A 25,937-nucleotide genomic window follows, 5' to 3' on the forward strand; every position below is an offset into this window, starting at 1 on the left:
GCCAGAGCGCTGCGCACGGAGTCGTGGTGTGATTTGCATCGGTGTCCGCGCGGCTCGGTATACTGGTACGGCTCAAACTATGGCGTCGCCCGCAGGCGCGCCGTCCGTCAGATGAGGAGTCGCCCATGACCCAGCCCTTGCCCTGGGAAAAGAACGCCGCGGTACCCGTGCCGCCCGCGCCGGAACCCGTGCCGCTCGATGCATACACCGCCCCCGCTGCGCCGGAGCCCGAGCTCGTTCCGCTCGACATCTACGACGCTCCCGCGCCGGCACCCAAGCCCGTCAAGCCGCTCGTCGACATCGACAGCCTTAATCCCGCCCAGCGCGAGGCCGTCCTGACCACCGAGGGCCCGTTGCTGGTCCTCGCCGGCGCAGGCTCGGGCAAGACTCGCGTCCTGACCTTCCGCATCGCGCATATGCTCGGCGACCTGGGTGTTAAGCCTTGGCAGGTTCTTGCCATCACGTTTACCAACAAAGCCGCGGCCGAGATGCGCGAGCGTCTGACGGCGCTCATTCCCAGCGGTACCCGCGGCATGTGGGTGTGCACCTTCCACGCCATGTGCGTGCGCATGCTGCGCGAGGACGCCGACCTGCTGGGTTACACCGGTCAGTTCACCATCTACGATGACGATGACTCAAAGCGCATGGTGCGTGACATTATGCAGGCGCTCGGCATCGAGCAAAAGCAGTTCCCCATCAACATGATTCGCAGCAAGATCAGTTCGGCCAAAAACGCCATGATCGGCCCCGAGGACATGCTCAAATCCGCCGATAGCCCCAACGACAAAAAGGCCGCGCAGGTCTACCTGGAGCTGGAGCGCCGCCTGCGCGCCGCCAACGCGATGGACTTCGACGATTTGCTCGTGCGCACACTCGAACTGCTGCGTACCCGCCCCGAGGTGCTCGACAAGTACCAGGAACGCTTCCGCTACATTAGCGTCGACGAGTATCAGGACACCAACCACGTCCAGTACGAAATCGCCAACCTTCTGGCCGCCAAGTACCAAAACCTCATGGTTGTGGGCGACGATGACCAGTCCATTTACAGCTGGCGTGGCGCCGACATCACCAACATCTTGGACTTTGAGCAGGACTTTAAAAACTGCAAGACCGTTAAGCTCGAGCAGAACTACCGCTCTACGGGCCATATCCTAAACGCCGCCAACGCCGTGGTGCGCCACAACTCGCAGCGCAAGGACAAGCGCCTGTTTACGGCCGAGGGCGATGGCGAGAAGATTCAGGCCTTCCAGGCGAGCGACGAGCGCGACGAGGGCCGCTGGATTGCCGGTGAGATCGAGAAACTGCATGCCAAAGGCACGAGTTACGACGACATCGCCGTGTTTTATCGCACCAACGCCCAGTCGCGTATTCTCGAAGATATGTTCCTGCGCGCGGGCGTGCCCTACAAGATCGTGGGCGGCACTCGATTCTTCGACCGTGCCGAGATTCGCGACGTCATGGCCTACCTCAAGATGATCGTGAACCCGGCCGACGAGATGAGCGTCAAGCGCGTCATCAACACACCGCGCCGCGGCATTGGCTCCACCTCAATCCAAAAGATCGAGCAGCTGGCACGCGACAACCGTTGCTCGTTCTTCCAGGCTTGCGAGATCGCGTGCGCCGAAACCGGCATGTTTAGCGCCAAGGTACGCAACGGCCTGTCGAGCTTTGTCTCACTGGTGCGCGAGGGCCGCCGTATGGACGGCGAGCTCAAGGACGTTGTCGAGATGATCGTCGATAAGACGGGCCTTCTGCAGGCGTTTCGCGCCGAGGGCACCATGGAATCTGAGAGCCGCGCCGAGAACATCCAGGAATTTCTGGGCGTTGCGGCCGAATTTGAGGAGACGCACGAGGATATCGAGGGTACGCTCGAGAGCCTAGAAGAGCTGCGCGCAGCCGGTGTTGCCGACGTGCCTGCCGGCGCCGAGCCCGAGCCCGTCGTGGTGAGCGCGCCTGCGCCCGAACCGGGGCCATCTGCCCCGGCATCCTCGTTTGAGGCGCTCGTCGGCGCCCGTGACGCCGCGGGCTCCAATCCGCTCGATGGCTTGGCCGCTCCGGCGCTGTCTCCGCAGGATGCCCTGGCCGCCGCCATCGCAGGCAACGCGTATGCCGCGCCGACGGAGCTGTCGGCGGGTGCCGTGCATGCCGGCGAGATCGAGCGTACCTACGGTCCGCTCACCTGTAAGGCGTTGCCGGCACTCATGGAGTGGCTGGCCTTGCGCTCCGACTTGGATTCCCTGGCCGGCGAGACGCATGCCATTACCATGATGACCATCCACTCCGCCAAGGGCCTGGAGTTTCCGGCGGTGTTCGTGGCCGGCATGGAGGAGGGTATCTTTCCGCACGTGCACGACTTTGGCGGCAGCGATGATCCGGGCAAGCTCGAGGAGGAGCGTCGCCTGGCCTACGTCGCCATCACGCGTGCCCGCAAGCGCCTGTTCTTGACCTATGCGGCCACGCGTCGCACCTACGGTTCGACCTCCGCCAACCCGCGTTCGCGCTTTCTCAACGAGATTCCGTTTGAGGATATCGAGTTTAGCGGTATCGGTTCTGCCGGTTTTGAGGGCACGGGCTGGGAGAAGCGCGGCGACCGTCGCGGCACCTTTGGCTCGGGCATGGGTTCGGATATGTATGGCGGCAAGGTGTTCGGTTCGCATACGCGCTCGACCGGCGGTTCCGGTTCGCGCGGCGGATCGAGCTTCGACGATTTCTTTGGCGGCAGCAGCTATGGGACCGAGCGCCACCGTGGGGTCTCGCCCGACGCCGGTCGCGTTGCCTCGACCTTTGGCTCGGGCGCACCGCGAGCCAAAAAGCCGTCGTCCAAGGTGTCCCCGACAGTGGAGCGCAAGGTCGATCGCGCCAGCGCGTCGCAGGACTTTGCCGCGGGCGATACCGTGAGTCATAAGACCTTTGGCACGGGTACCGTGATCTCGGTCGCTGGAGACATGATCGAGGTCCAATTCGAAAAGACCGGCCAGACCAAAAAGCTTATGAAGGGCTTTGCTCCAATCGTCAAGCTAAATGCCTAACTGCGAGGTTGACCGGGCGCGCCGGGGGCTTTGGTCGCCTGCTCGGACAGTCCTGCTCGCACGGAGAGCACATTAAGTGCTCTCCGGCTCGTGCGGAACTCGCGATCGACCAAAGCCCCCGGCGCGCCCTCTTCCTTGTGGCGTTTTAGCTTGTAGCTTGCGAACGTTGCTCTGCTCGTTCGTTTTTTGATCTGGAGAACCGGGTGGGCTGATAGATAGATACGAGTAGGGGCTCTTCCGTACATGGTCGGGAGAGCCCCTTATTACGTTTCGGATTGTTTCTTATGACTTTGGGGATTGAGCGTTTTATACGATTCAGTATAATTTTAGATAGATACTAAAATGTAACTGAAATGAAAATGGTGAGTGGACATGCTGCTAAATTGTCTCCCAAAAAGGCTCTTCTCTTTAGAGCTCGCCATCGACCCGGAGCCAGTTGAGATGCAGATTCCTCGCATGTATCTTGAGCGGTATTCGCTTCGCTTGGCACGGCTTGGCATGTCTGAGCAGGGCCGTTTTATTGTTGCGGAACCAAAAGAACCGCCCAGTGTCATTTCGGCGCGAAATCTCGTCAATGCAGTGCGCAAGATAGATGCTCGCCCGGTGGCAATTTGCTGGGATGCTATGGATTTAGGCTTTATGCACGCGCTTTCTTCGGAGGGGATCGCATATATCCGAGATGAGCGAAATGCGTTTTTGCCGTTTATCGGAGCCGTTATTTCCGGTGAGGTGCTGGGTGCTTCTCCCGCTGCTCCGCTTTCGCCCCAATCTCAACGAATCGTCCTAAATCTCATCGCGGGACGATGGGTTGACTGCTCCGCCGGCGACCTAGCGCGTCTGTGTGGCAAAAGCGCGGCAAGCGTCAGCGGCTATCTTTCGGAAATCGCCGCTATTGCTCCTGGGTTGATTATGCGGGACGGCAAAAAGCGTATATTGTGCGATGCCGGGTTGTCGACCGAGACGCTGCTGGATGGGTTTGAGGACTATCTTCGCACGCCAGTTTTAGAGCGAATCCGGCTCAAGAAGGTTATCGAGAGAACAGAGCTACGTGCCGTTGACGCGCTGCTTTCCGGTATGTCTGCCCTTAGCTATATGTCTGACCTTGCTCATGAAGGCTCTGCTCCAACCATTGCTCTCGAAAAGAATCAGCTAGAGGACCTAAAAGAGCACATGGGTGACAGATGGCTGGAGGCCCAGTGGTACGAACCGGCTGCTGTCGAGATTGAGGTCTGGTCGTATCCCGTGGACGAGCCGTCCGATGTTAGTTTTGACACGACAGGTTTGCAATGTGTCGACCCGTTCTCCTTATACGTTGCCTTCGCAAAAGAGGATTACAAAGATGACCGTCTGCTCGATGCGGTCGAACAGCTCAGGAGGACGATATGCCAAAAGTGAGGGGGATAGAGCGATTTGCCGACGCCATGAGCAGCTGCAAAGGTGGTTACGTCCTTATTGGTGGAGGGGCCTGCAGCGTTCTATTTGACAGCGAAGGTGATTCATTCAGGGCTACCGAAGATTTGGATGTCGTCGTAATTGTTGATGGGGAAGGCGTTGAATTTGCCACTGCGTTGTGGGCGTTTATCAAAGCAGCTGGATACGAGATTGGAAAGGTCGGCGATGGAAAGTGCACTTACTATCGGCTCTGCTTGCCCAAAGGATCAAAGCGGGCCCTAGACTATCCCGGTCAAATTGAGCTATTTGCCCGACATCCTGATTTTGTGCTCGAAGACGAAACGAGCGAAGTGGCACCTCTTTCCTTTGACGGGGCCGTATCAAGTCTCTCGGCAATTATCCTCGACGATGGCTACTACGAATTTATTCGCGACAACGCAACGAACGTAGAGGGCATTACGTTGCTCGATGCACTCCATATCATTCCCCTCAAGATGCGTGCGCACATTGATATCAACAGAAGTTATGAAGAGGGACGTCGTTGCAACAACATTGATCGGCGGAAGCACCGTTCGGATGTTGCTCGACTTGCTGACTTGTTGTCGCCTTCGGCGCGTTTGGAGCTAACGGGGCAAATGAGGGTTGATGCGGAGGATTTTCTTACGGACTTTGCTTCGTATGTAAATCGGCAGACCAACCGTAAGGAAAGAGTGCGGCTTCAGGACACGCTATCGTTTCTCGAAAAGGTCTACCTATAGGCACCTTGAGCCGTTATGTATAGCAGGGGCTCCTCCGTTGATGAACGGGGGAGCCCCTTGTTGCTTTTTGATTGTCGTTACTAGCCAGAGGCTCGCCGGGATGGGGCGCGGGGTTTGGTCGATCGCGAGTTCCGTGCGAGCAGGACTGTCCGAGCAGGCGACCAAACCCCGCGCCCCATCCCGGCGAGCGCTCGGGGACCGGTAACTTACAGGTGCGAGACGATCAGTTCCATCTGGCCTTCGAGGTCAATGGAGCTGACGGTGCTGGGTGCCAGCAGATGGCTTCCCTTGTGGACGGGGTCGCCGCAGACGGTGCCTTCGCCGTCGATGACTGACAGGCACATGAAGGGCCAGCGCTGCTCCAAGGTCTTGCTGCCGTTGACGCGCACGCGATCGACGGTATAGCAGGGGTTGGACTCGAGCTCGGTCACGCCGTCCACCTCGGGCGCGGTCACCGTGCCGTCGGTCGGAGCCTGAGCGTCAAAATCGATGCAATCGAGGCTCTGCTCAATGTGCAGCGGACGCAGCTTGCCATCGGTGCCGGGACGGTCGTAGTCGTACAGGCGATACGTCACGTCGCTTGACTGCTGCGTCTCCAAAATGAGCGTGCCGGTCTTGATGGCGTGCACGGTACCGGAATCAATCTGGAAAAAGTCGCCCTTGTGGATCGGCAGCACGTTGAGCATGTCGTCCCAGCGGCCGTCCTCGATCATCTGCGCGGCCTCGGCGCGGTCATGCGCGCGCTGGCCGACGATGATCGTGGCGCCGGGCTCGCAGTCCAGCACATACCAGCACTCGGTTTTGCCCAGGCTGCCGTTCTCGTGCTTGGCAGCGTACTCGTCGTTGGGATGAATCTGGATCGAAAGGTCGTCCTTGGCGTCCAGAATCTTAATGAGCAGCGGGAACTCCTTGCCCTCGCACCTGCCAAAGAGCTCGCGGTGCTCGGCCCACAGCCACGACAGCGTGTGGCCGGCATACGGGCCCTCCGCAATCTGGCAGTCGCCGTTGGGGTGGGCCGAGATGGCCCAACACTCACCGATGGGTCCATCGGGAATGTCGTAACCAAATACGGTTTCGAGTTGACGGCCGCCCCAGATCTTCTCGTGGAAGATCGGCGTCAGTTTAATCAAATCGGACATATTCATACCCCATTGTGTTGCGCGGGCGTTGCACAAACAGCTCAAAACGAGCGCCCGCATGACTACAAAAACCTATGCCAACGTTACGTTGTGCAACTCAAAGCGGTCGCCAACGTTGCGCGAGACCGAATACTCAAAGGCCGCACCGCTGTCCAAAAAGCCAATCTGGTTGAGCTCGAGCAGGGGAGAGCCAGGTTTGGTGTCCAGGCGCTCGGCTTCTTCCTCGGTTGCTGCCACGGCGCGAATGGTACGGTGGAAGCTCGAGATCTTCAGCCCACATTGCTCGCGGACAAAGCGGTAGACCGATCCGTACAGGTCCTTCTTTTTAAGGCCCGGAATCAGCTCGAGGGGCATGTAGGTGTACTCGATAACGATGGGCTTCTCATCGGCCTGACGCACGCGCACGATGTGATAGGCAAAGTCATCCTCGGCAATTCCCAGCTGGGCTGCGATGTCCGCTGGTGGATTAACAATCGAGAAATCATAGACCACCGAGGTCACCTTCTCCCCGCGGTGCTCATACGAAAAGCCCTGGGCACGGTCGTTTTTGCCCTGGAAAAACGCTTGGCCGGGAAGTCCCGCCGTGTCCTTAACGTAGGTACCCGATCCACGACGGCTGGTAACAAGACCTTCCTCGGTGATTTGCTCGATAGCTCGTTTGACGGTGATTTTGGAAACGCTATAGAGCTCGCAGAACTCAACGACGGTGGGAAGCTTGTCGCCTGGTTTAAGAGCGCCATTCTCAATACTTCGACGAATATCTGCAGCTATCGCCTCGTATTTGGGAATCATGGAACCTCCTTTCCAACTTGATTGAGTATAAAAGAAAGTATACTCAACACCTAAGTATCCCTATTGAGTCATTGAAAAGTTCGATAGATATATTACTAAAAGTCGCTTTGCACTAAAAATAAAAGCGCTCTAAATAAATATACATTCGAATAATGTCGTGTTGAGAAATCTAATCGGTCCGAGGACGGGGCCGAACCGATTTAGCACCCAGCGAACCGAATCCTGTATTCTGCATTTCCCCAGATAAAACCTACCAAAACAAACCTGTCCCTTTTTGGTAGGTTTTTGCCTTGGGAGCGGTACCATACAGACAATGTTTAAACGAGAAGGGCGGGCCCCTATGGAACCTAAGCAGTACTACATCGGCATCGACGTCGGCGGCACTTCGGTTAAGGAGGGCCTGTTCGACGGGGATGGCAACCTGCTTGCGAAGGTCAGCGTGCCCACGCCTCCCATCGTTGACGCTGCGGGCTTTGCCGCGGTGACCGAGGCTATCGACCAGGTGGTCGCCAAGGCACAGATTCCGCGCGCCTTTGTGGCGGGCATTGGCCTTGCTGTTCCGTGCCCCATTCCGGCAGCGGGCGATGCCAAGGTCAAGGCCAACATTGCCATTAACCTGCCCGAGTTGAAGATCGCCATTCAGGAGCACTGCCCCGATGCGGTCGTTAAGTACGAGAACGATGCCAACGCCGCTGCCATGGGCGAGGCTTGGCTCGGTTCTGCCAAGGACGTGCAGAATGTGGTGATGGTCACCATCGGTACCGGCGTGGGCGGCGGCGTTATCGTCAACGGCGATGTGGTGTCGGGTGTTGTGGGCGCCGGCGGCGAGATTGGCCATATGTGCCTGAATCCGGCTGAGGAGCGCACTTGCGGCTGCGGCGGCCATGGCCACCTGGAGCAGTATTCCAGCGCCACCGGCGTGGTGAGCAACTACCTTGCCGAGTGCAAGAAGGCGGGCGTCGAGCCCATCGAGCTCACCGGCCCTTCCGATTCCAAGGACGTGTTCCAAGCCTGCCGCGAGGGTGATAAGCTCGCGCTGGCCGCGGCCGATACCATGGCCGACTATCTCGGCCGCGCCCTGGCGCTTATTGCCAACGTGGTCGATCCCGAGATGTTCCTGATCGGCGGCGGCGCCTCCGCCTCGGCCGATGTCTACCTCGATAAGGTTCGCGAGTACTTCCAGCGCTACGCGCTTTCCGCCTCGCGCGAGACGCCCATTAAGGTTGCCTCGCTCGGAAACGACGCCGGCATCATCGGTTCTGCCTACGTAGCCCTGCGCGCTGCCGGTAAATAGCTGGTGCAAGGGGGCCAGGTTACTTTGCACCAACATGGTGCAAAAGGGACAGCCTTGGCCCCCATACCTGCCACAAAATATGCCGTGGCCCTTCCGTCCCCAAAGGCCAGCTGCCAGCGTGCTACCATAGCTACGTCTAAGTACACATACCAAGTGGAGGATACCCATGGCAAACGTTCTTGTCTTTGGTCACCAGAACCCCGATAACGACGCCATCATGAGCGCCGTCGTTCTGTCTCAGCTGCTCAACCAGGTTGAGTATGCCGGCAACACCTATGAGGTCTGCGCTCTTGGTCAGCTTCCGGCAGAGTCCGCCAAGCTGCTCGCAGACGCCGGCATTGCCGAGCCCCGCATGATTGAGTCCGTCGAGGCCGGCCAGCTTGTCGTTCTCACCGACCATAACGAGTCCGCCCAGTCCGTCGCCGGCCTTAAGGACGCCACGGTCTTTGGCGTCGTTGACCATCACCGCATCGGCGACTTTGAGACCGCCGGCCCGCTGCACTACATCTGCCTGCCCTGGGGTTCCAGCTGCACCATCGTCACTAAGCTCGCCGGCGTGCTCGGCGTTGAGCTTTCCGACGTTCAGGCCAAGCTGCTGCTCTCGGCCATGATGACCGACACGCTCATGCTCAAGAGCCCCACCACCACCGATGTCGACCGCGCCGTCGCCGCCAAGCTCGGCGAGCAGGTGGGTGTCGACCCGGTCAAGTTTGGCATGGAGGTCTTCCTCACCCGTCCGTCCGGCTCCTTCACCGCAGCCGAGATGGTCGGCAACGACATCAAGATGTTCGAGCCCGCCGGCAAGAAGCTGCTCATCGGCCAGTACGAGACCGTCGACAAGAGCCGTGCGCTCGGCATGATCGACGAGATCCGCGAGGCCATGCGCGCCTACGCCGCCGAGAAGGGTGCCGACGGTATCGTCCTGTGCATCACCGACATCATGGAGGAGGGCTCGCAGGTCCTGCTCGAGGGCGAGACCGAGGCCGCTCAGAAGGGCCTGGGCATTGCCGACGAGCACGACGGCGTCTGGATGCCGGGCGTCCTCTCCCGTAAGAAGCAGGTCGCTGCCCCCATCATGGCCGCCTGCTAGGTTTTGTAGCCTGCTACGACCGGACCGCGGACGCCCCGCGCTCCGGTCGTTTTTTGTGCGCGGGACCGCGTCCTCTATTGGACAGGGGCGCCCGTACCGTTGGGCAAATAATGTTCAACCTGTGGTTCCGCTTTTCGGCCACGCCTGCGTGCTTGTCGTGCAGGGTAGGCTAGATGCAAGCGTAATACGTTGGAGCGCGGTGCCGCCACTTGGGCGGGCCGTGCTTTTTTAAGACGGGAGCTTTCCCGTGAAAGGAGCCGCCCATGGCAGCAACTGAGCAGCTGTTCAACGTTCGTGAGCGCAAGCGCTTTGAACGTCATGACATCTGGGAGCGCATCGCCGAGAACGGCACGATTTCCGCCGCCGTCATGGTCATCGCCGCCATCGCCGCCGTTATCTGCGCCAACACCGATGTCTACGAGGCTATCCATCACTTTTTGGAGACCCCGCTGTATGTGGGTCTGGGCAACCTTACGGCTGGCCTCACCGTCGAGCTTTTCGTCAACGACTTTCTCATGGCGATCTTCTTTTTGTTGGTGGGCATTGAGCTTAAGTACGAGATGACGGTCGGCGAGCTCAAGAATCCGCGTCAGGCCATGCTTCCCATGCTGGCAGCCGTGGGCGGCGTCGTCGTTCCCGCCTGCATCTACCTGATCTTTAACCATGCTGGCGCCCGCAACGGTTGGGCCATCCCCATGGCAACCGATATTGCCTTTGCGCTGGGCGTGCTGTCGCTTTTGGGCAATCGCGTGCCCAACGGCGTGCGCGTGTTCTTCTCGACGCTCGCCATCGCCGACGACCTCATCTCCATCGCCGCCATCGCCATTTTCTACGGCCAGAGCCCCAGTCCGTTTTGGCTGGGTGCCGCTGCGGTTGTGACCTGCGCACTTGTGTGGCTCAACAAGACTCAGCATTATCGCCTTGCCCCGTACTCGGTGCTTGGTCTGCTGCTGTGGTTTTGCATGTTTAAGAGCGGCGTGCACGCCACGCTTGCCGGTGTCATCCTGGCCTTCACCATCCCGGCCAAGTGCGGTGTTAAGCTCGATAGCCTTACCGATTGGCTAGGCGAGTACCTGCCGTTGCTCGACGACCGTTACGACGACGAGGCGCACATCCTGGGCCAGCACGACTTTACCCTTTCGACCACCAAAGTCGAGCGTGTCATGCACCGTGTGACCCCGCCGCTCATCCGCATGGAGCGCCTGATCTCCACGCCGGTCAACTTTGTGATCCTGCCGATCTTTGCGTTTGTCAACGCGCAGGTTCGCCTTGTGGGCGTGGACATGAGCGTGCTGCTTACCGACCCGGTGACCCTCGGCGTGTACTTTGGCATGCTGCTGGGTAAGCCGATCGGTATCTTTGGCGTGACGTTTGCCCTGGTCAAGCTTAAGGCTTGCGAGCTGCCTCATAACGTTAACTGGCATATGATCGCCGGCGTGGGCATTTTGGGTGGCATCGGCTTTACCATGTCGATCCTCATCAGCGGCCTCGCCTTCCCGACGGCCCAGTTCGAGGTTCTGGCCGCCAAGGCCGCCATTCTTGCCGGCTCTGTTACCGCGGCCGTGCTGGGCATGATCTACATGAGTGTGGTCTGCAAGCACCCTTCGCCCAAGGACGAGTAGGAGCGCGAAAACCGGGGCCGGACATGCCCCGGATGCCCTCGTGTGAAAAAACGCCGTTTGTGAGCACTGTCACAAACGGCGTTTCATTTATTTGCCATTTTTATTCCACGGTGCCGTAGACGGCGCCCCAGCCGTGGGCGGCAAGGGCCGAGTTAAGCTGGTCGCAAAGCGATTGGCGGTCGTAGTGGCCGGGCGGCAAAAGATTCACGGTTTCCATGAGATCGGGCGCCAGGTCCAAAATCTCCGCCTGAACGATTAGATCCAGGCGGTCAATGGCCTTACGGTCATAAAACAAGCCGTCGACCAGACGCTGCAGGTCTCCGAACTCCTCGGCTTGAAAAGAGCCGTATTCCATACTGCCTCCTTGGATGTGCCATGCGGCTATACGGGTCATACGGTGGATATCGTAATTCATTGCGATGGACTTAATCTATCACGGCTTCATACCGTTGCGGCGGTAGCGGTCTATACTTAGACAAACTGCAACGTCCCGCTTTGCGAAAGGTCGCACCCATGCAGACGATCTACCAGAAGATGGAAACCACCGAACTCGATGCCGCCATCGAGGCGCTCAAAGCCGAGGTTGCCGAGGTCAAGGCCAAGGGCCTGGCGCTCGACATGGCGCGCGGCAAGCCGTCGCCCTCCCAGGTGGACATCTCGCGCCCCATGCTCGATATCCTCAATGCCGACGCCGATCTGCACGACGGTAACGTCGACTGCTCCAACTACGGCTGCTTTGAGGGCATCCCCTCGGCACGCAAGCTGGCGGGGGAGTTCCTGGGTTGCCCCGCCGATCAGACGCTCGTACTGGGTTCGTCGAGCCTTTTGATCGAGCACGATATCGCCGGTATGTTCTGGCGCTGCGGCTCGTGCGGCAGCGAGCCTTGGGAGGCTTATGAGGCCGCGCACGACGGTAAGAAGGTCAAGTTCCTGTGCCCGGTTCCCGGCTACGACCGTCATTTTGGCATCACCGCCGACCTGGGTATCGAGAACGTCCCCGTCGCGATGACCGGCAACGGCCCCGACATGGACGAGGTAGAGCGCCTGGTTGCCACCGACGACTCCATCAAGGGCATCTGGTGCGTGCCCAAGTATTCCAACCCCACGGGCATCACCTTTAGCGAGGACACCGTGCGCCGCTTGGTCGAGATGCCCACGGCCGCGCCCGATTTTCGCATCTTTTGGGACAACGCCTACTGCGTGCACGACCTGTACGACGAGACCGACGAGCTCGCCAACATCTTCGATCTTGCCCGCGCGGCGGGTACCGAGGACCGCGTGGTGGCATTCGCCTCGACGTCCAAGATTACCTTCCCGGGCGCGGGCATCGGCTTTATCGGTGCGAGTCCCGCGGTCATCGCGGAGTTCTCCAAGCGCCTGAAGGCCGGTCTTATCAGCGCCGACAAGCTCAACCAGCTACGCCACGTGCGCTTCCTTCCCACCATCGAGGCGGTCAAGGAGCACATGAAAAAGCATGCCGAGTTCTTGCGTCCGCGCTTTGAGGCCGTCGAGCGCAAGCTCACTGAGGGCCTGGGCGATACGGGTTGCGCTACTTGGACGCATCCCCGCGGCGGCTACTTTGTGAGCTTTGATGGCCCCGAGGGCTCGGCCCAAAAGGTCGCCGCGCTTTGCGCCGACCTGGGTGTCAAGCTCACGCCGGCAGGTGCCACCTGGCCTTATGGCAAGGATCCGCGCGACACCAACATCCGCATCGCGCCGAGTTATCCCACGGTCGAGGACCTGGAGGCCGCACTCGACGTGCTGGTGCTGGCCGTCAAGCTCGTCGCTGCCGAGCTTGCTCGTGCCGAGCGCGCCTAACGCGTAGGGCCCCGCAAATCCGCGTCCAGTACCATCCGCACTCTCGATACGCAAAGGAGCGTATACATGGATTTGGGAATTTCCACCAACCCCACGCCGGAGCTCTACACCATCAGGGTGACCGGTGAGATTGATATCTCTAACGCCGACAGCTTGCGTAACGCCATCGACTTGGCGCTCGAGCAGCCCACCGAGGCCGTTGAGCTCGACTTTGCCCAGGTGAGCTATATCGACTCGACAGGTATTGGCGTACTTGTGGGCGCCGCGCACCACGCAGCCGATCACGGCAAGCGGTTTGGCTGCGTCAACGTGCAGCCCCCGGTGATGCGCGTGGTTCAGTTGCTGGGTGTCGACCAGGAGATTTCAATTACGGCGGCATAAGCCCTGCCCCAAAAAGGGCGTGCCGTTTGGTATATGTTTGTGATGCGCTCGGATGTTTTGACGTCCGGGCGCTATACTTGACCGAATGAATAGACGAGTTCCGGCCGAATGGCGCGGTGCGGGCTCGACTCACATCGAGCCTTGGAGGTATGTGTGTTTGGTATTGGAGAGGGTGAGCTCGCGATCATCGTGGTCTTCGGCTTTTTGCTGTTTGGCCCGGATAAGCTCCCGCAGATGGGCCGCACGATCGGCCGTGCCATCCGTCAGTTCCGCGAGACGCAGGAAAAGATGACGGCTGTTGTTCAGTCCGAGATTATCGATCCGGTAAGCGAGGCCGCTTCGGCTCCGGTCAAGCCCAAGAAGGCTGCCGTCGATGACGATTCCGATGCGGACGAGGATGCCGTCGAGACGGCCGCGCCCGCAAAGAAGGAGACCTTTGCCGAGCGCCGTGCCCGCCTTGCCGCCGAGAAGGCCGCGAGTGAGGGTGCTGCCGAGGACGAAGGTGCTGCTGGTGAGGCTGAGGGCCCCGAGTCTGCCGCTGCCGCCGTCGAGCCCGAGCCTGCTGCAGAGCCGGAGCCCGAGCCCGAGCCGGCAGAGCCCACGACGGCTGACCTCTACGCCCGTCGTCCCCGCAAGCGCAAGGCCGTCGTCGACCAGCTCGCTCGCGAGCTCGAGGCCGAGGACGACGCCGCTGCCGCCCATGCCCCGAAGGGAGGCGATGAGTAATGCCTATCGGACCTGCGCGCATGCCGCTCTTCGATCATCTGGGTGAGCTCCGTCGCCGCCTGACCATCGTGGTCGTGTCAGTCTTTGCCGCCGCCATCGTGCTGTATTTCGCCACGCCCGTGGTGCTCGACATCCTGGAAGACCCCATCCGCTCCTTTGTGCCGGACGGTAAGTTCTACATCACCACCACGCTCGGCGGCTTTGGTCTGCGCTTTTCGCTGGCCCTCAAGATGGCCGTTGTCATGTGCACGCCTATGATCATTTGGCAGATTCTGGCGTTTTTCCTGCCGGCGCTTCGCCCCAACGAGCGCAAGTGGGTTGTGCCCACGGTGCTCGCCTCGACGGTGCTGTTCTTCCTGGGCGCAATCTTTTGCTACTTCATCATCATCCCTGCGGGCTTTGAGTGGCTCATCGGCGAAACCTCGGCCGTCGCTACGGCGCTGCCCGATCTGGAGAACTACGTCAACATGGAGCTGCTCTTTATGATCGGCTTTGGTGTGGCGTTTGAGCTGCCGCTCATCATCTTCTACCTTTCTGTCTTCCATATCGTGTCCTATGCGGCCTTCCGCGGTGCCTGGCGTTACGTATACGTTGGCCTGCTTGCGGGCTCGGCTGTGATTACGCCCGACGGCTCGCCCGTTACGCTGGGTCTCATGTATGGCGCCCTGCTCTCGCTCTACGAGATTTCGCTCGCCATCGCCCGCGTGGTCATTACCGCGCGCGATGGCAAGGAAGGCTTGTTTGTGAGCCGTCTGGATCTGTTCTCGAACGACGACGAGGACGACGAGGAGTAAATCCGTATGCACGAGGTTGGCATTGTCAACGGCATACTCGATACAGTGATTCGCGCGGCGCGTGGGGCGGGGGCCTCGCGCGCTGTTTTGGTAACGCTGCGCATTGGGGATATGACCGAAGTTGTGCGTGAGGCGCTCGACTTTGCGTGGGAGACGTTTCGCGACGAGGACATGCTCACGCGCGGCTGCGAGCTTGCCGTGGAGGAAGTCCATCCACAAAGCGAGTGCCTGGACTGCCGCGAGGTCTTTGAGCACGACCGCTTCCATTGCCGCTGTCCTCAGTGTGGCGGCACCAACGTGCGCCTGCTGCACGGCCGCGAGCTCGACATCGCCAGCATCGAGATTGAAACCCCCGACAATTAACCAGCCTGCCATTTGGGGACGGGGTATAAATGGTAGAAGTAAGGAGTGCCGAGTATGGCCGAGAAAACTATTGATATCGCATCGCCGATTCTGTCGCGCAATGAGCGCCTGGCAGATCAGCTGCGTCAGCGATTCAAAGAGACAGGCACCTATGTGATCAATGTGCTGTCGAGTCCCGGCTCTGGTAAGACCACCACGATTCTGGGCACCAACGAGCGTCTGCGCGACAAAGCCGGCCTGCGCTGTGCCGTCATCGAGGGCGATATCGCCTCGGATGTCGACGCCATCACCATGAAGGAAGCCGGCATGCCCGCCATTCAGATCAACACGGGCGGTCTGTGCCACCTCGAGGGCAACATGATCATGGAGGCCGTTGATGCGTTTGACCAGGCGGTGGGCCTTCAAAACATCGATGTTATCTTTATCGAAAACGTGGGCAATCTGGTCTGTCCGGTCGACTTTGACCTGGGCGAGAACCTGTCCATCATGATTCTCTCGGTGCCCGAGGGCGACGACAAGCCCATTAAGTACCCGGGCATCTTCCAGCACGCTGGCGCACAGCTGCTCAACAAGGTCGATGTGGCCCCGGCTTTCGATTTTGACATGGATAGGTATACTAAGACACTCGATGACCTCAATCCGCAGGCGCCGCGGTTTGCCGTGAGCGCACGCAAGGGCGAGGGCATGGATGCCTGGTGCGATTGGCTCATCGGGCAGATCGAACAAACAAGGGCGTAAGTCGGCCGTCGTACGTGCGGGCGCAGCCGCAGACACACGAGATAGGAGCCTCTTTTGAAGCTCATCATCGCCGAGAAAAACGACGCCGCGCGCCAGATTGCCGAGCGTCTTTCCACGGGCAAGCCCAAAAAGGACAAGGTGTACAACACCCCCATCTACCGTTTTGAGTGGAAGGGCGAGGAGTGCGTGACAATCGGCCTTGCCGGTCACATCCTTGCGCCCGATTTTTGCGACAGCGTGCTATTCGATAAAAAGCTGGGTTGGTATTCGGTCACCGAGGACGGCGAGATGCTGCCGGCCGACATACCCGATGGCCTGGCGCGTCCGCCCTATGACACCAAGCGCAAACCGTTCCTTGCCGACGGTATCTCCATCAAAGGCTGGAAGCTCGAGAGCCTGCCCTACCTTACCTGGGCGCCCGTTATCAAGCTGCCGGCCGAGAAAGAACTCATTCGCTCGCTCAAGAACCTTGCCAAGAAGTCCGACAGCGTCATCATCGCCACGGACTTCGATCGCGAGGGCGAGCTGATTGGTTCGGACGCCCTCAACAAGGTGCGCGAGGTTGCGCCCGACTTGCCGGTTGCCCGCGCCCAGTATTCTTCGTTTACCAAGGCCGAGATCACGCAGGCCTTTGATAACCTCGTCTCGCTCGACCAGAACCTGGCCGATGCCGGCGAGAGCCGTCAGCACATCGACCTCATTTGGGGTGCGGTGCTCACGCGCTACCTGACGCTCGCCAAGTTTGGCGGCTTTGGCAACGTGCGTTCTGCCGGCCGCGTGCAGACCCCGACGCTCGCCTTGGTGGTCGAGCGCGAGCGCGAGCGCATGGCGTTTGTGCCCGAGGACTACTGGCAGATTCGCGGCATGGCTGCCGCGCAGGCTGCTGCCGAGGACGACCGCTTTAAGATCGCGCACAAGACGGCGCGTTTTACCGACAAGGATGCTGCCGAGATGGCGTACGGCCATGTCGACGGCGTTGCGACGGCAACCGTCGCCGCGGTGACCAAGCGCTCGCGCAAGCAGCAGCCGCCCACGCCGTTTGCGACCACCTCGCTGCAGGCTGCCGCTGCGGCCGAGGGCATCTCGCCCGCACGCACCATGCGCATCGCCGAGTCCCTTTACATGGCGGGTCTTATCAGCTATCCGCGTGTCGACAACACCGTGTACCCCGCGACGCTCGATCTGGGCGCCGTGGTGAGTGACCTGGCAAAGATCAACCCGGCGCTGGCGCCCGTATGCAAAAAGGTGCTCGCCGGTCCCATGAAGCCCACGCGCGGCAAGGTCGAGACCACCGACCACCCGCCTATCTACCCCACGGGCGAGGGCGATCCGTCCACGCTCGACGGTGGCCAGCGCAAGCTCTACGACCTCATCGCTCGCCGCTTCCTGGCGACGCTTATGGGCCCCGCCACCATCGAGAACACCAAGCTCGAGCTCGACGTGAATGGCGAGCCGTTCGTGGCTTCGGGCGATGTGCTCGTGACCCCGGGTTTCCGCGAGGCATACCCGTACGGACTCAAGCGCGACGAGCAGATGCCGCCGCTGGAGCAGGGCGACATGGTCGACGTGTTCGACATTAAGCTCGAGGCCAAGCAGACCGAGCCGCCCGCACGCTACAGCCAGGGCAAGCTCGTGCAGGAGATGGAAAAGCGCGGCCTGGGTACCAAGTCCACGCGCGCGAGCATCATCGAGCGCCTGTACGCCGTGCGCTACCTCAAAAACGATCCCGTGGAGCCGAGTCAGCTGGGTATCGCCATCATCGATGCACTGTCGCAGTTTGCCCCGCGCATCACGAGCCCCGATATGACCAGCGAGCTCGACGGCGACATGACCCGCGTGGAGCGCGGCGAAGATACCGAAGAGCATGTCGTGACGCACTCGCGCGCGCTGCTGGCCGGCGTGCTCGATGAGCTGCTCAAGCATACGCAGGAGCTGGGCGACGCCATCAGCGATGCCGTCACGGCCGATGCGCGCGTGGGCGCCTGCCCCAAGTGCGGCAAGGATCTGGTCATGAAGACGAGCGCCAAGACCCGCGGCAGCTTTATCGGCTGCATGGGCTGGCCCGACTGCGACGTGACCTATCCGGTGCCGAGCGGCGTCAAGGTGAGCCCGCTCGAGGGCGAGGCTGCCGTGTGCCCCGAATGCGGCGCACCGCGCATTAAGTGCCAGCCGTTCCGCCAGAAGGCTTTCGAGATCTGCGTGAACCCCACGTGTCCCACCAATTACGAGCCCGACCTTAAGGTGGGCGAGTGCAAGGTGTGCGCCGAGGCCGGACGCCATGGCGATCTGATTGCGCACAAGAGCGAGAAGAGCGGCAAGCGCTTTATCCGCTGCACCAACTATGACGATTGCGGCGTGAGCTATCCGCTGCCGGCGCGTGGCAAACTCGAGGCGACGGGCGAGACCTGTCCCGAGTGCGGCGCTCCCATCGTGGTGGTCAACACGGCGCGCGGTCCGTGGCGCATCTGCGTCAACATGGACTGCCCGACCAAGGAGAAGAAGCCCGCCCGCGGCCGCAAGACGACGACCAAGGCGAGTACGGCGAAGAAGACCACGGCGGCAAAGAAGACTTCGACCGCCAAGAAGTCGACTGCCAAGAAGGCTGCCGCGAAAAAGACGACCACCAAGAAGCCAGCTACCGACAAGTAGCGGTGCAGCCGAAACATTACCCAAACCAAAAACGAGCGAGGGTCTCATGATCCTCGCTCGTTATTTATCCGGCAGTTAGGGACGTTCCTTTTCTGCCGGCAGTTTAGGAACGTCCCTAACTGCCAGCTCGGGAACGACAAAACGCTAGTTCACCTCGACGGGTTTGGCGCTGGGATAGCGGTCCTCAAAGTCCAAGCGATACTTGTTGCTGCTGGTTCCCGGCTCGTTGTCGCGTGCCAGCGGCGCCACGATTTCGTCCTTATGGTCCGAGGGCTTTGCGTACTTTAGACTGATCTCCCAGGCATCGCAGATCGCGTCGATGCGGTGATCCAGGTCGTCATACAGGGCAATGATGTCTTTCCAGGAGTGGTAGTTCTTGGAGCTCATGGGGACGTCCAGGTCCTCGACGATATCGTAATACTGCTCGATGGTCTCCTCCGTGCGCTCGGCGACGTCGGCGAGATTTTGACGGGTGGTGCGATCTTCTTCCAGATAGCTACCATTGAAGGCCTGCGCGCAGGCGCGGACCTGGCTATCGAGGTCCTCGAGCAGGTCGTAGTATTCGCTCAGGCGACGGTAGAGGTTCTGCTCGGAGAGGGTTGCTTCGCCGCCAGCCTCGTCCTCGTCGTCATCGTCATCGTCGTAAAGGCTATTGGGGTCGCCGAGAGGCTTGAGGTCATCATCGTCAACATCGTGGTGCAGCTTGGTAACCTCGGCAGTCGTCTGCGTGGCGGAGTTGTCGAACGGTTTGATCACAAAGAAGATGACCAGGGCGATGATGATTGCCACCAGCGCAACGATAACGGCGACAAGCGCCCCGGTGCCGCTCTTTTTGGGAGCGGGGGTCTGTGGCGAAGCAGGCGCGTATGCGGGAGCCGGCTGCTGTTGGGACGAGCCGCTCGCGACGGGTATGCACTGCGTGGTCTCGACGGCCGCGGGGCTTGCGGCGGGGTCGGGGCGATAAGCGAGGGGATCGTCCGCCTTGGCTTGCGGCGTATCAAGGGCCCCGGTCTGCTCAAAAGCGGGCTGGCTATCGCTCGCGGCTGTTTGCTCAACGGGTGCACCGCACGAGGTGCAGAACTTGGCATTATCTGCAAGAAGCTTGCCGCACGAGGCGCAATACCGAGACATTGCCACTCCTTTCGCCACATTTCAATGCCATACGACGATTATACCAAGCATCCAAAATTCCCCATCATAAGTTGCGGTGAAATAGGGACTGTTTGGCGGTCTTAGAGCTTTAATCAGTCCCTATTTCACCGCAACTTTGGAAAGGCACCTTTAGTCATTGGGTAGTCATTGGGGACGTTCTTAAACGACCAGTCATTTAAGAACGTCCCCAATGACTAGGTTGGATTTGGGGTGCGCCTGCCCCTGGGGTATCATGATTTGGTTGATATATCTGCATTTACGCGCCTTGTGGGAAGGGGATGCGCCCATGGCTTTTGAGCCCGCTCAACATAGCTTTATCACGCTCGAGGGCGTCGATGGTGCCGGTAAGTCCACGCAGGCGCGCCTGCTGGCCCGTGCGCTCGAGCTCGCTGGCTACCAGGTCGTGACCCTGCGTGAGCCGGGTGGTACCGCCATTAGTGAAAAGATCCGTGCCCTGCTGCTCGACCCCGCCAATACGGCGATGGGGGATACCTGCGAGCTGCTGCTCTACGAGGCCGCACGCGCCCAGCTGGTGCACGAGGTCATAGCTCCCGCCCTTGCGGCCGGCAAGGTGGTCCTGTGTGACCGCTTCTATGATTCCACGACCTGCTACCAGGCGTTTGCCGACGGCCTCGATCGCCAGATGGTACGCGACGCCAACAACCTTGCTGTCGCGGGGACGCACCCGGCGCTCACGCTCGTCTATCACATCACGCCCGAGCAGGCGGCGCTGCGCATGTCCGCCCGTGGTGCGGTCGACCGCATGGAGGCCAAGGGCATGGCGTTCCAGGAGCGCGTTTACCAGGGATTTAGTGCCATTGCCGCCGAGGAGCCAGATCGCGTGAAGCTCATCGACGCCACCGCTTCCATCGAGGACGTCTTCGCGCAGACGGTCGAGCAGGTTCGCGCGTACGGTCTCGACATTTCCCAGGACGCCGTCACCGCCACGCTTGCCCAGGAGGCCGAGTAACATGGCCCCCGCTCAGGCAAGCCTGCTGGCCAAGCTCGACACCCAAGAGCGCGTACGCGATTTTTTGACCAACGCCGTCGCCAGCGGCCGCGCATCGCACGCCTACCTGTTTTTGGGCGCTCCCGGTGCCGGCAAGCTCGATGCCGCCTGGGCGCTCGCCCAAGCCTTCCTGTGCGAGCAGGACGGCTGCGGCTCATGCGATAGCTGTGTGCGTGTCGCCCGCCATACGCACCCCGACGTGCACTATTACACGCCCGAGAGCGCCACGGGCTACCTCATCGCCCAGACCCGCGAGCTGCTCGACGACGTGCCGCTGGCGCCCATCCGTGCCAAGGCCAAGGTCTACATCATCGACCGTGCCGAGCAGCTGCGCGCCAACACCGCCAACGCACTGCTCAAGACGCTCGAGGAGCCGCCCGAGGGCGTTATGTTTATCTTGCTGGGCACCTCGGCAGACGTGATGTTGCCCACCATCGTGAGCCGCTGCCAGTGCGTGCCGTTTCGGCTGGTGTCGCCCGCCGTGGCCACGAAGGCCGTGAGCCGCGCGACGGGCCAGGATCTCGCACGCTGTCGAATGGCGGTCGCCGTGGCGGGGAGCCCCACGCGCGGCATCGAGTTCCTCAAGAGCGCCGAGCGCCAGGATGCTCGCCGCCAGATGATCCGCGCCATCGATTCGCTCATCGCCGCCGACGAGGCCGATGTACTCAGCCGCGCCAAGTCGCTCATCGTCGCCGTTAAGGCTCCGCTCGCCGAGGTCAAGTCCACGCAGGAAAAGGTGCTCGAGCAAAACGCCGATTATCTGTCGCGTGGAGCATTGAAGCAGCTTGAGGACCGCAACAAGCGCGAACTCAACGCGCGCGAGCGTTCGGGTATCATGGAAGCGCTGTCGAGCGCGCGGACGCTCATGCGCGACGTGCTGCTGACGCTTCAGGATGAGGCGGCAGACATTGTGAACGAGGACGTGCGCGACACGATCGGGCGGCTTGCCGCCGCGACGAATGTTGCGGGTGCCACCCGGGCGCTCGAGGCGGTCGCGACCGCCGAGCGCAACATTGCCAGAAACGTTACTCCCCAGCTGGCCATCGAGGTCATGCTGTTCGATATCAGGAAGGCACTGAAATGCCGTTAGTCGTACCCGTTAAGTTTACCTACGCCTCGCGCGACCTGTGGTTTGACCCGCAGGATCTGGATATCCTCGAGGCCGATTATGCCATTTGCTCCACCGAGCGCGGAACCGAGATCGGCCTGGTCACGGCCGATCCCTTCGAGGTGCCGCAAGACGAGATCGGTCAGCCGCTCAAGCCCGTGCTGCGTGTGGCGAGCGATATCGACCTGCAGCTTGCCGACGACCTGGCCATTCAGGGCGATGAGGCCATGGTCGATTTCCGCCGTCTGGTCAAAGATCTCGACCTCGAGATGAAGCCGGTGGGTGTCGAATACCTGTTTGGCGGCGAGAAAGCCGTATTCTACTTTGCGGCCGAGGAGCGCGTCGATTTTCGTCAGCTCGTCAAGGACCTGTCCTCGACGCTGCACATTCGCGTTGACATGCGCCAGATTGGCGTGCGCGACGAGACTCGCTTGGTGGGCGGCTATGCCCAATGCGGACAGGAGCTCTGCTGCACGCGCTTTGGCGGACAGTTTGAGCCCGTCTCGATTCGCATGGCAAAAGAGCAGGACCTGCCGCTCAATTCGTCTAAGATCAGCGGCGTGTGCGGCCGCCTGATGTGCTGCCTGCGCTATGAGTTCGAGGCGTACAAGGACTTTAAGAGCCGCGCGCCCAAAAAGAAGACGCTCATCGATACGCCGCTCGGCAAGGCGCGTATCCAGGAATATGACACGCCGCGTGAGCAGCTGGTGCTGCGCCTGGAGAACGGTAAAGTCTTTAAGGTCAACTTGGCCGATATGACGTGCTCGGAGGGCTGCAAAAAGAAGGCCGCCGAGCAGGGCTGCAGCTGCCGCCCCGACTGCGTGACGCGCGATGTGCTCGAGCGCATCGAGTCGCCCGAGATGCGCCTGGCGCTCATGGAGCTCGATCGCGAGAACGGCGTCTACGTGGGCGATGGCCTGTCGAGTGCCGACCGTCTGGCCGGCACGTCGATGCCCAAGCGCCGTCGTCGCGATGCCGAATCCGATGCTTGTGCCGGTCAGGGCCAGGGCGAGGGTCGTGGCCGCGGAAAGGGCCGCGGCAAGGCCGAGGCTTCCGAGGCCGAGGAGGCGGCCGGCGGCCGTCGTCGCCGCAAGCGCGCGGCGTCCGTCGACAACGGCGAGACCGCGGGCAAGAACGCCTCTCGCGAGCGCGAGGCTCAGCAGCCCCAGCAGCAAAACCGCGGCGGCGGCATGAACCCCACGCGCCGTCGTCGCCGCCACCTGTCGAGCGAGGAGCGCGAGGACGCCTTCCGCGCCGCAGCCGCTCGCGAGGCCGGTGCCGCTCCCAAGGGCGTCTCGGCCTCCGACGCGCCTGCCGACAAGGCTGGCAGGCCACGTGGCGAGGAGGAGCGCGCGCCGCGTCCGCGCCGTCGCCATTCCTCGGGCACGCAGCAGAAACCCTCGGTTCCTTCTGTGGCCGATCAGGTTTCGGATGGTGAAGTCAAGGTCACGCGCCGTCGCCCCGGCGATGGCGGAGGAGCTGCCGCCAAGGCTTCGCGCGGCGGTGCTCGCGACGAGCGCGAACCGCGTGAGGATCGCAGTGGCGAGGGTTCGGCCGACCAGAGTCAGAAGCGCCGCCGCCGTCGCCGTTCCCGCAAGCCGCGCCAGGATGGTGGCGAAGGCTCGACCCACACCTCGTCCGCACCGCAACCGCCTGCCGGCGAATAGCGCCCTCAAGCGGATTCGACTTGTCTGACCCCAAGTGCAACGGGGTATCATGGCACTGAATCGACAACCCTCCCTTCGCCCAAGCGTAGGGAGGGTTTTGTCATAAATAACTGTCTGAATGGTTTGAGCCGCTTACGGAGTGCCGGCATCTTGCCGTTTGCGGATGAATTGCTACCGTTTGCCGAGCGCGCGGCGCATGAGGCACTCGAGGTTCTTTCGCCCACGCGATGCGCCGGTTGCGAGCGTGCCGGTGCGCTTATTTGTCGGGAGTGCCTGGCGTCGCTCACGCTTGTCGATCCGCGCCACAGCTGCACGAGGTGCGGCGCTCCGTTTGGAGGCCTGCTGTGTACCGAGTGCTCGGTCGAGGGTGCGTCTTCGACGGTGGCTAAGGCCCTCGATCGCTGCCTGGCGTGCGCCGTCTATGCACATCCGTTGCCGCGCATCATCAAGGCATACAAGGATGCGGGCGAGCGCCGTCTGGCACCGTATCTGGCAGAGCTGCTCTACGACACCGCCCTGCATGCCCAGGTAGCAGCCCCCGACCGTTACGGCGGCGTGCTGTCCGGTGCCGACGCGGTGGTATTTGTGCCCGCAACTGCGGCGGCGTTTCGGCGGCGTGGATTTGATCACATGGAAGCAATCGCGCGCTCGTTTTGCGATCTTTCGGGCGTGCCATTGCTGGACGCCTTGGTCAAATACGGTCATGGCGACCAGCGCGAACTCGGTCGCGCCGAGCGCCGGGAACATGCCCGGGACATGTACGAGACGGTCGAGGATGTACGTGGCTGCCGTCTGCTGCTCATCGACGATGTCATTACCACGGGCGCAACAATGGCAGCGGCCTCGGCGGAGCTTAAGCGCGCCGGCGCCAGAGCCGTCGATGGCCTCGCTATCGCACGCGTTTGGTAGGGGTGATTCGTGTGGCGGTAACAATCAGGCAGCACAATAAACCGACAAAAGAGCAGCTAGCGGCTTCCGTGATTCTGGCGGGCGCCTCGGCGTTGCGCTTGATTCGAGCCGAGCGCCGGCAGATGGGCTACATCGGCTGGAAGGACCTCAATCCCGATGAAGAGCGCCGCGTGCTGTGTACGTCATCGCCTTCGACCGAGGATGTCTATCTTCCCGACCTGGTGCGAATTGGAGCCAAAAGCGGCGAAGTGCAAGAAGATCTGTGCTTGCTGGTGGGATCTGCGGCGCAGCGCCGCCGCATGCCTGGCGTGGGCTGGTCCGTGTGCTCCAGGTTGCCTGCCGGCTCGATTCTAGAGGTGGAACCGGGGGTGTACAGCCTATCTCCCGAGGCCCTTTGTGTTGCCGTCGCCCGCGAGGTCGGCTGTACCCAGGCGTTTGCCCTGGCCCAGGAACTGTGTTCCAAGATTTCACTAAGCGATCGCGGGAAGTATCTACCTCCTTATACCTCGCCTGTTGCGAATAGACTTGCAAAGGACAAGGACCAACCGGCAGACGTGGGCTACTTTGAAGTCGAGCCGGTGCTGACGCCCGATCGCCTGGCAGATTACCTTGCGACATGCAAGGGGAGTGCGGCCAAACAACTGCGGCGGCTGTGTCCCTATCTGTCGGAAAACCTGCGCTCACCCATGGAGTGCATCATGCTTGCCATGTTTTCACTTCCGTTTTCCTATGGTGGATTTGCCTGCGGTCCTTTTAAGACCGACTACAAGATTGAGTTCGATGACCGCGCGCAGGCAATCTCGGGGATGCCGCATGCAGTTTGCGATGCGTATCAGGAAGCAGCCCGGTTTGACCTGGAATACAACGGTGAGCTGGGCCATTCCTCCCGGAGGGGACGTATCCATGATGAAAAACGCAACACGGGCTTGATTACTATGGGAATCGAGGTCGCGACGGTCAACAACGAAATACTTTGCGACATGGAGGCAATGGAGGCACTCGCATGGCGCATCCACCAGCGTATGCGAAAGCGGTACCGGAATCGTGTCGATGCCCGCAGGAAGAAGCAAGAGGCGTTGCTTAACACGCTGCGGGCGTGTTTTGGGCTTAAACCGATATAATTCGCGTCGAAAATAGGGGGTTAATCATATGCCCTGGCCAAAAAATGGCAAATATGAGTACTGTCACTAAATCAGTAACAGCAAAATCAAAGAATTTAGGACTCGGAGGCGGCGTAAAGAAAGAAGATAATAAACAAATGTAGAATAACTAAGCATCAGATTGGCGACACTAAGCGCAAAATCTGTCCGAGAGGCCAAAATTGCCTGTTACAAAATTGGTAACAGTACTCATATTTGCCATTTTTTGGCCACGGCACCCCGAGGCGGGCACCCCGGAGCTCCCCGTAGGGGAGCTCCGGGCTTCATGGGGGCACGAATGGTCCGCTCCGACCTGCGAAATCTGTACTCGCGGTGCGAATGACGCCCTAACCTTAAACTTTAGCTTG

General features: G+C 60.8%; 22 protein-coding genes. 18 read left to right on the forward strand and 4 right to left on the reverse strand.

The genetic code is table 11. The annotated features are described in order from the left end of the window. The first annotated feature begins 125 nt into the window (after nt 1-125). From ACTQ48_RS04865 to ACTQ48_RS04875, 3 genes are all read left to right on the forward strand, one after another. Nucleotides 126-3,029 (forward strand): ATP-dependent helicase, encoded by a 2,904-nt coding sequence (locus ACTQ48_RS04865; protein ID WP_441570280.1) that lies wholly within the window; start codon nt 126-128, stop codon nt 3,027-3,029. A gap of 372 nt (nt 3,030-3,401) precedes the next feature. Further along, nucleotides 3,402-4,424, forward strand: a complete 1,023-nt coding sequence (locus ACTQ48_RS04870) for a hypothetical protein (protein WP_441083293.1) — start codon at nt 3,402-3,404, stop codon at nt 4,422-4,424. Next, complete coding sequence (locus tag ACTQ48_RS04875; protein ID WP_441083292.1) at nt 4,412-5,179, forward strand: hypothetical protein; 768 nt, start codon at nt 4,412-4,414, stop codon at nt 5,177-5,179. Before ACTQ48_RS04870 ends, ACTQ48_RS04875 begins: the two co-directional genes overlap by 13 nt. A 206-nt stretch (nt 5,180-5,385) precedes the next feature. Here ACTQ48_RS04875 and manA read toward each other — a convergent pair whose 3' ends face one another. Then, on the reverse strand, nt 5,386-6,318 hold the full coding sequence (gene manA, locus ACTQ48_RS04880) for a mannose-6-phosphate isomerase, class I (protein WP_441570281.1): 933 nt from the start codon (nt 6,316-6,318) through the stop codon (nt 5,386-5,388). A gap of 72 nt (nt 6,319-6,390) precedes the next feature. Further along, nucleotides 6,391-7,110, reverse strand: coding sequence for a GntR family transcriptional regulator (locus tag ACTQ48_RS04885; protein ID WP_441547349.1), 720 nt, complete (start codon nt 7,108-7,110; stop codon nt 6,391-6,393). A gap of 340 nt (nt 7,111-7,450) precedes the next feature. Between ACTQ48_RS04885 and ACTQ48_RS04890 the strand changes: the two genes are divergently transcribed. From ACTQ48_RS04890 to nhaA, 3 genes are all read left to right on the forward strand, one after another. Next, nucleotides 7,451-8,404, forward strand: coding sequence for an ROK family protein (locus tag ACTQ48_RS04890; protein ID WP_427728539.1), 954 nt, complete (start codon nt 7,451-7,453; stop codon nt 8,402-8,404). A 166-nt stretch (nt 8,405-8,570) separates the two neighbouring features. Continuing rightward, a complete protein-coding gene (locus ACTQ48_RS04895; RefSeq protein ID WP_154515040.1) occupies nt 8,571-9,494 on the forward strand; it encodes a manganese-dependent inorganic pyrophosphatase in 924 nt (307 codons plus the stop codon). 263 nt (nt 9,495-9,757) lie between these two features. Continuing rightward, nucleotides 9,758-11,116 carry a Na+/H+ antiporter NhaA gene (gene nhaA, locus ACTQ48_RS04900; protein WP_154515038.1) on the forward strand — a complete coding sequence of 453 codons (1,359 nt, stop codon included), beginning with the start codon at nt 9,758-9,760 and terminating at the stop codon, nt 11,114-11,116. A gap of 100 nt (nt 11,117-11,216) precedes the next feature. Here the strand turns inward: nhaA and ACTQ48_RS04905 are convergent, their stop codons facing one another. Beyond that, nucleotides 11,217-11,471 carry a hypothetical protein gene (locus ACTQ48_RS04905; RefSeq protein WP_441570282.1) on the reverse strand — a complete coding sequence of 85 codons (255 nt, stop codon included), beginning with the start codon at nt 11,469-11,471 and terminating at the stop codon, nt 11,217-11,219. Between the two features lie 158 nt (nt 11,472-11,629). Here ACTQ48_RS04905 and ACTQ48_RS04910 point away from each other — a divergent pair, with 158 nt between their 5' ends. From ACTQ48_RS04910 to ACTQ48_RS04940, 7 genes are all read left to right on the forward strand, one after another. Next, entirely contained in the window at nt 11,630-12,934 is a 1,305-nt protein-coding gene (locus ACTQ48_RS04910) for an aminotransferase class I/II-fold pyridoxal phosphate-dependent enzyme (protein WP_152068466.1), read from the forward strand. Between the two features lie 66 nt (nt 12,935-13,000). Further along, on the forward strand, nt 13,001-13,315 hold the full coding sequence (locus tag ACTQ48_RS04915) for an STAS domain-containing protein (RefSeq protein ID WP_152068467.1): 315 nt from the start codon (nt 13,001-13,003) through the stop codon (nt 13,313-13,315). A 153-nt stretch (nt 13,316-13,468) separates the two neighbouring features. After that, complete coding sequence (locus ACTQ48_RS04920) at nt 13,469-14,041, forward strand: twin-arginine translocase TatA/TatE family subunit (RefSeq protein WP_427718929.1); 573 nt, start codon at nt 13,469-13,471, stop codon at nt 14,039-14,041. After that, complete coding sequence (gene tatC / locus ACTQ48_RS04925) at nt 14,041-14,835, forward strand: twin-arginine translocase subunit TatC (RefSeq protein WP_193221504.1); 795 nt, start codon at nt 14,041-14,043, stop codon at nt 14,833-14,835. The genes ACTQ48_RS04920 and tatC overlap by 1 nt, the downstream gene beginning before the upstream one ends. 6 nt (nt 14,836-14,841) lie before the next feature. Next, a complete protein-coding gene (gene hypA / locus ACTQ48_RS04930) occupies nt 14,842-15,198 on the forward strand; it encodes a hydrogenase maturation nickel metallochaperone HypA (RefSeq protein ID WP_152068469.1) in 357 nt (118 codons plus the stop codon). Between the two features lie 54 nt (nt 15,199-15,252). Next, nucleotides 15,253-15,936, forward strand: a complete 684-nt coding sequence (gene hypB, locus ACTQ48_RS04935; RefSeq protein ID WP_152068470.1) for a hydrogenase nickel incorporation protein HypB — start codon at nt 15,253-15,255, stop codon at nt 15,934-15,936. A 54-nt stretch (nt 15,937-15,990) separates the two neighbouring features. Then, a complete protein-coding gene (locus ACTQ48_RS04940; RefSeq protein WP_441570283.1) occupies nt 15,991-18,585 on the forward strand; it encodes a DNA topoisomerase I in 2,595 nt (864 codons plus the stop codon). Nucleotides 18,586-18,729: 144 nt separating this feature from the next. Here ACTQ48_RS04940 and ACTQ48_RS04945 read toward each other — a convergent pair whose 3' ends face one another. Continuing rightward, nucleotides 18,730-19,716 (reverse strand): zinc-ribbon domain-containing protein, encoded by a 987-nt coding sequence (locus tag ACTQ48_RS04945; protein ID WP_441570284.1) that lies wholly within the window; start codon nt 19,714-19,716, stop codon nt 18,730-18,732. Between the two features lie 307 nt (nt 19,717-20,023). Between ACTQ48_RS04945 and tmk the strand changes: the two genes are divergently transcribed. The 5 genes from tmk to ACTQ48_RS04970 all read left to right on the forward strand — a co-directional run bounded on the left by tmk (nt 20,024) and on the right by ACTQ48_RS04970 (nt 25,551). Continuing rightward, complete coding sequence (gene tmk, locus ACTQ48_RS04950) at nt 20,024-20,707, forward strand: dTMP kinase (protein ID WP_427747986.1); 684 nt, start codon at nt 20,024-20,026, stop codon at nt 20,705-20,707. 1 nt (nt 20,708) lies between these two features. Then, the gene (locus tag ACTQ48_RS04955) at nt 20,709-21,836 is read left to right on the forward strand and encodes a DNA polymerase III subunit (protein ID WP_441570285.1); all 1,128 of its coding nucleotides are present in this window, start codon (nt 20,709-20,711) and stop codon (nt 21,834-21,836) included. After that, nucleotides 21,827-23,521 (forward strand): PSP1 domain-containing protein, encoded by a 1,695-nt coding sequence (locus tag ACTQ48_RS04960; protein ID WP_441570286.1) that lies wholly within the window; start codon nt 21,827-21,829, stop codon nt 23,519-23,521. Before ACTQ48_RS04955 ends, ACTQ48_RS04960 begins: the two co-directional genes overlap by 10 nt. Nucleotides 23,522-23,671: 150 nt before the next feature. After that, on the forward strand, nt 23,672-24,430 hold the full coding sequence (locus ACTQ48_RS04965; RefSeq protein ID WP_441570287.1) for a ComF family protein: 759 nt from the start codon (nt 23,672-23,674) through the stop codon (nt 24,428-24,430). Between the two features lie 11 nt (nt 24,431-24,441). Next, the gene (locus ACTQ48_RS04970) at nt 24,442-25,551 is read left to right on the forward strand and encodes a hypothetical protein (protein ID WP_441570288.1); all 1,110 of its coding nucleotides are present in this window, start codon (nt 24,442-24,444) and stop codon (nt 25,549-25,551) included. Nucleotides 25,552-25,937: the final 386 nt, after the last annotated feature.

Source organism: Collinsella sp. Sow4_E3 (genome assembly GCF_052116285.1).
GTDB lineage: Bacteria > Actinomycetota > Coriobacteriia > Coriobacteriales > Coriobacteriaceae > Collinsella.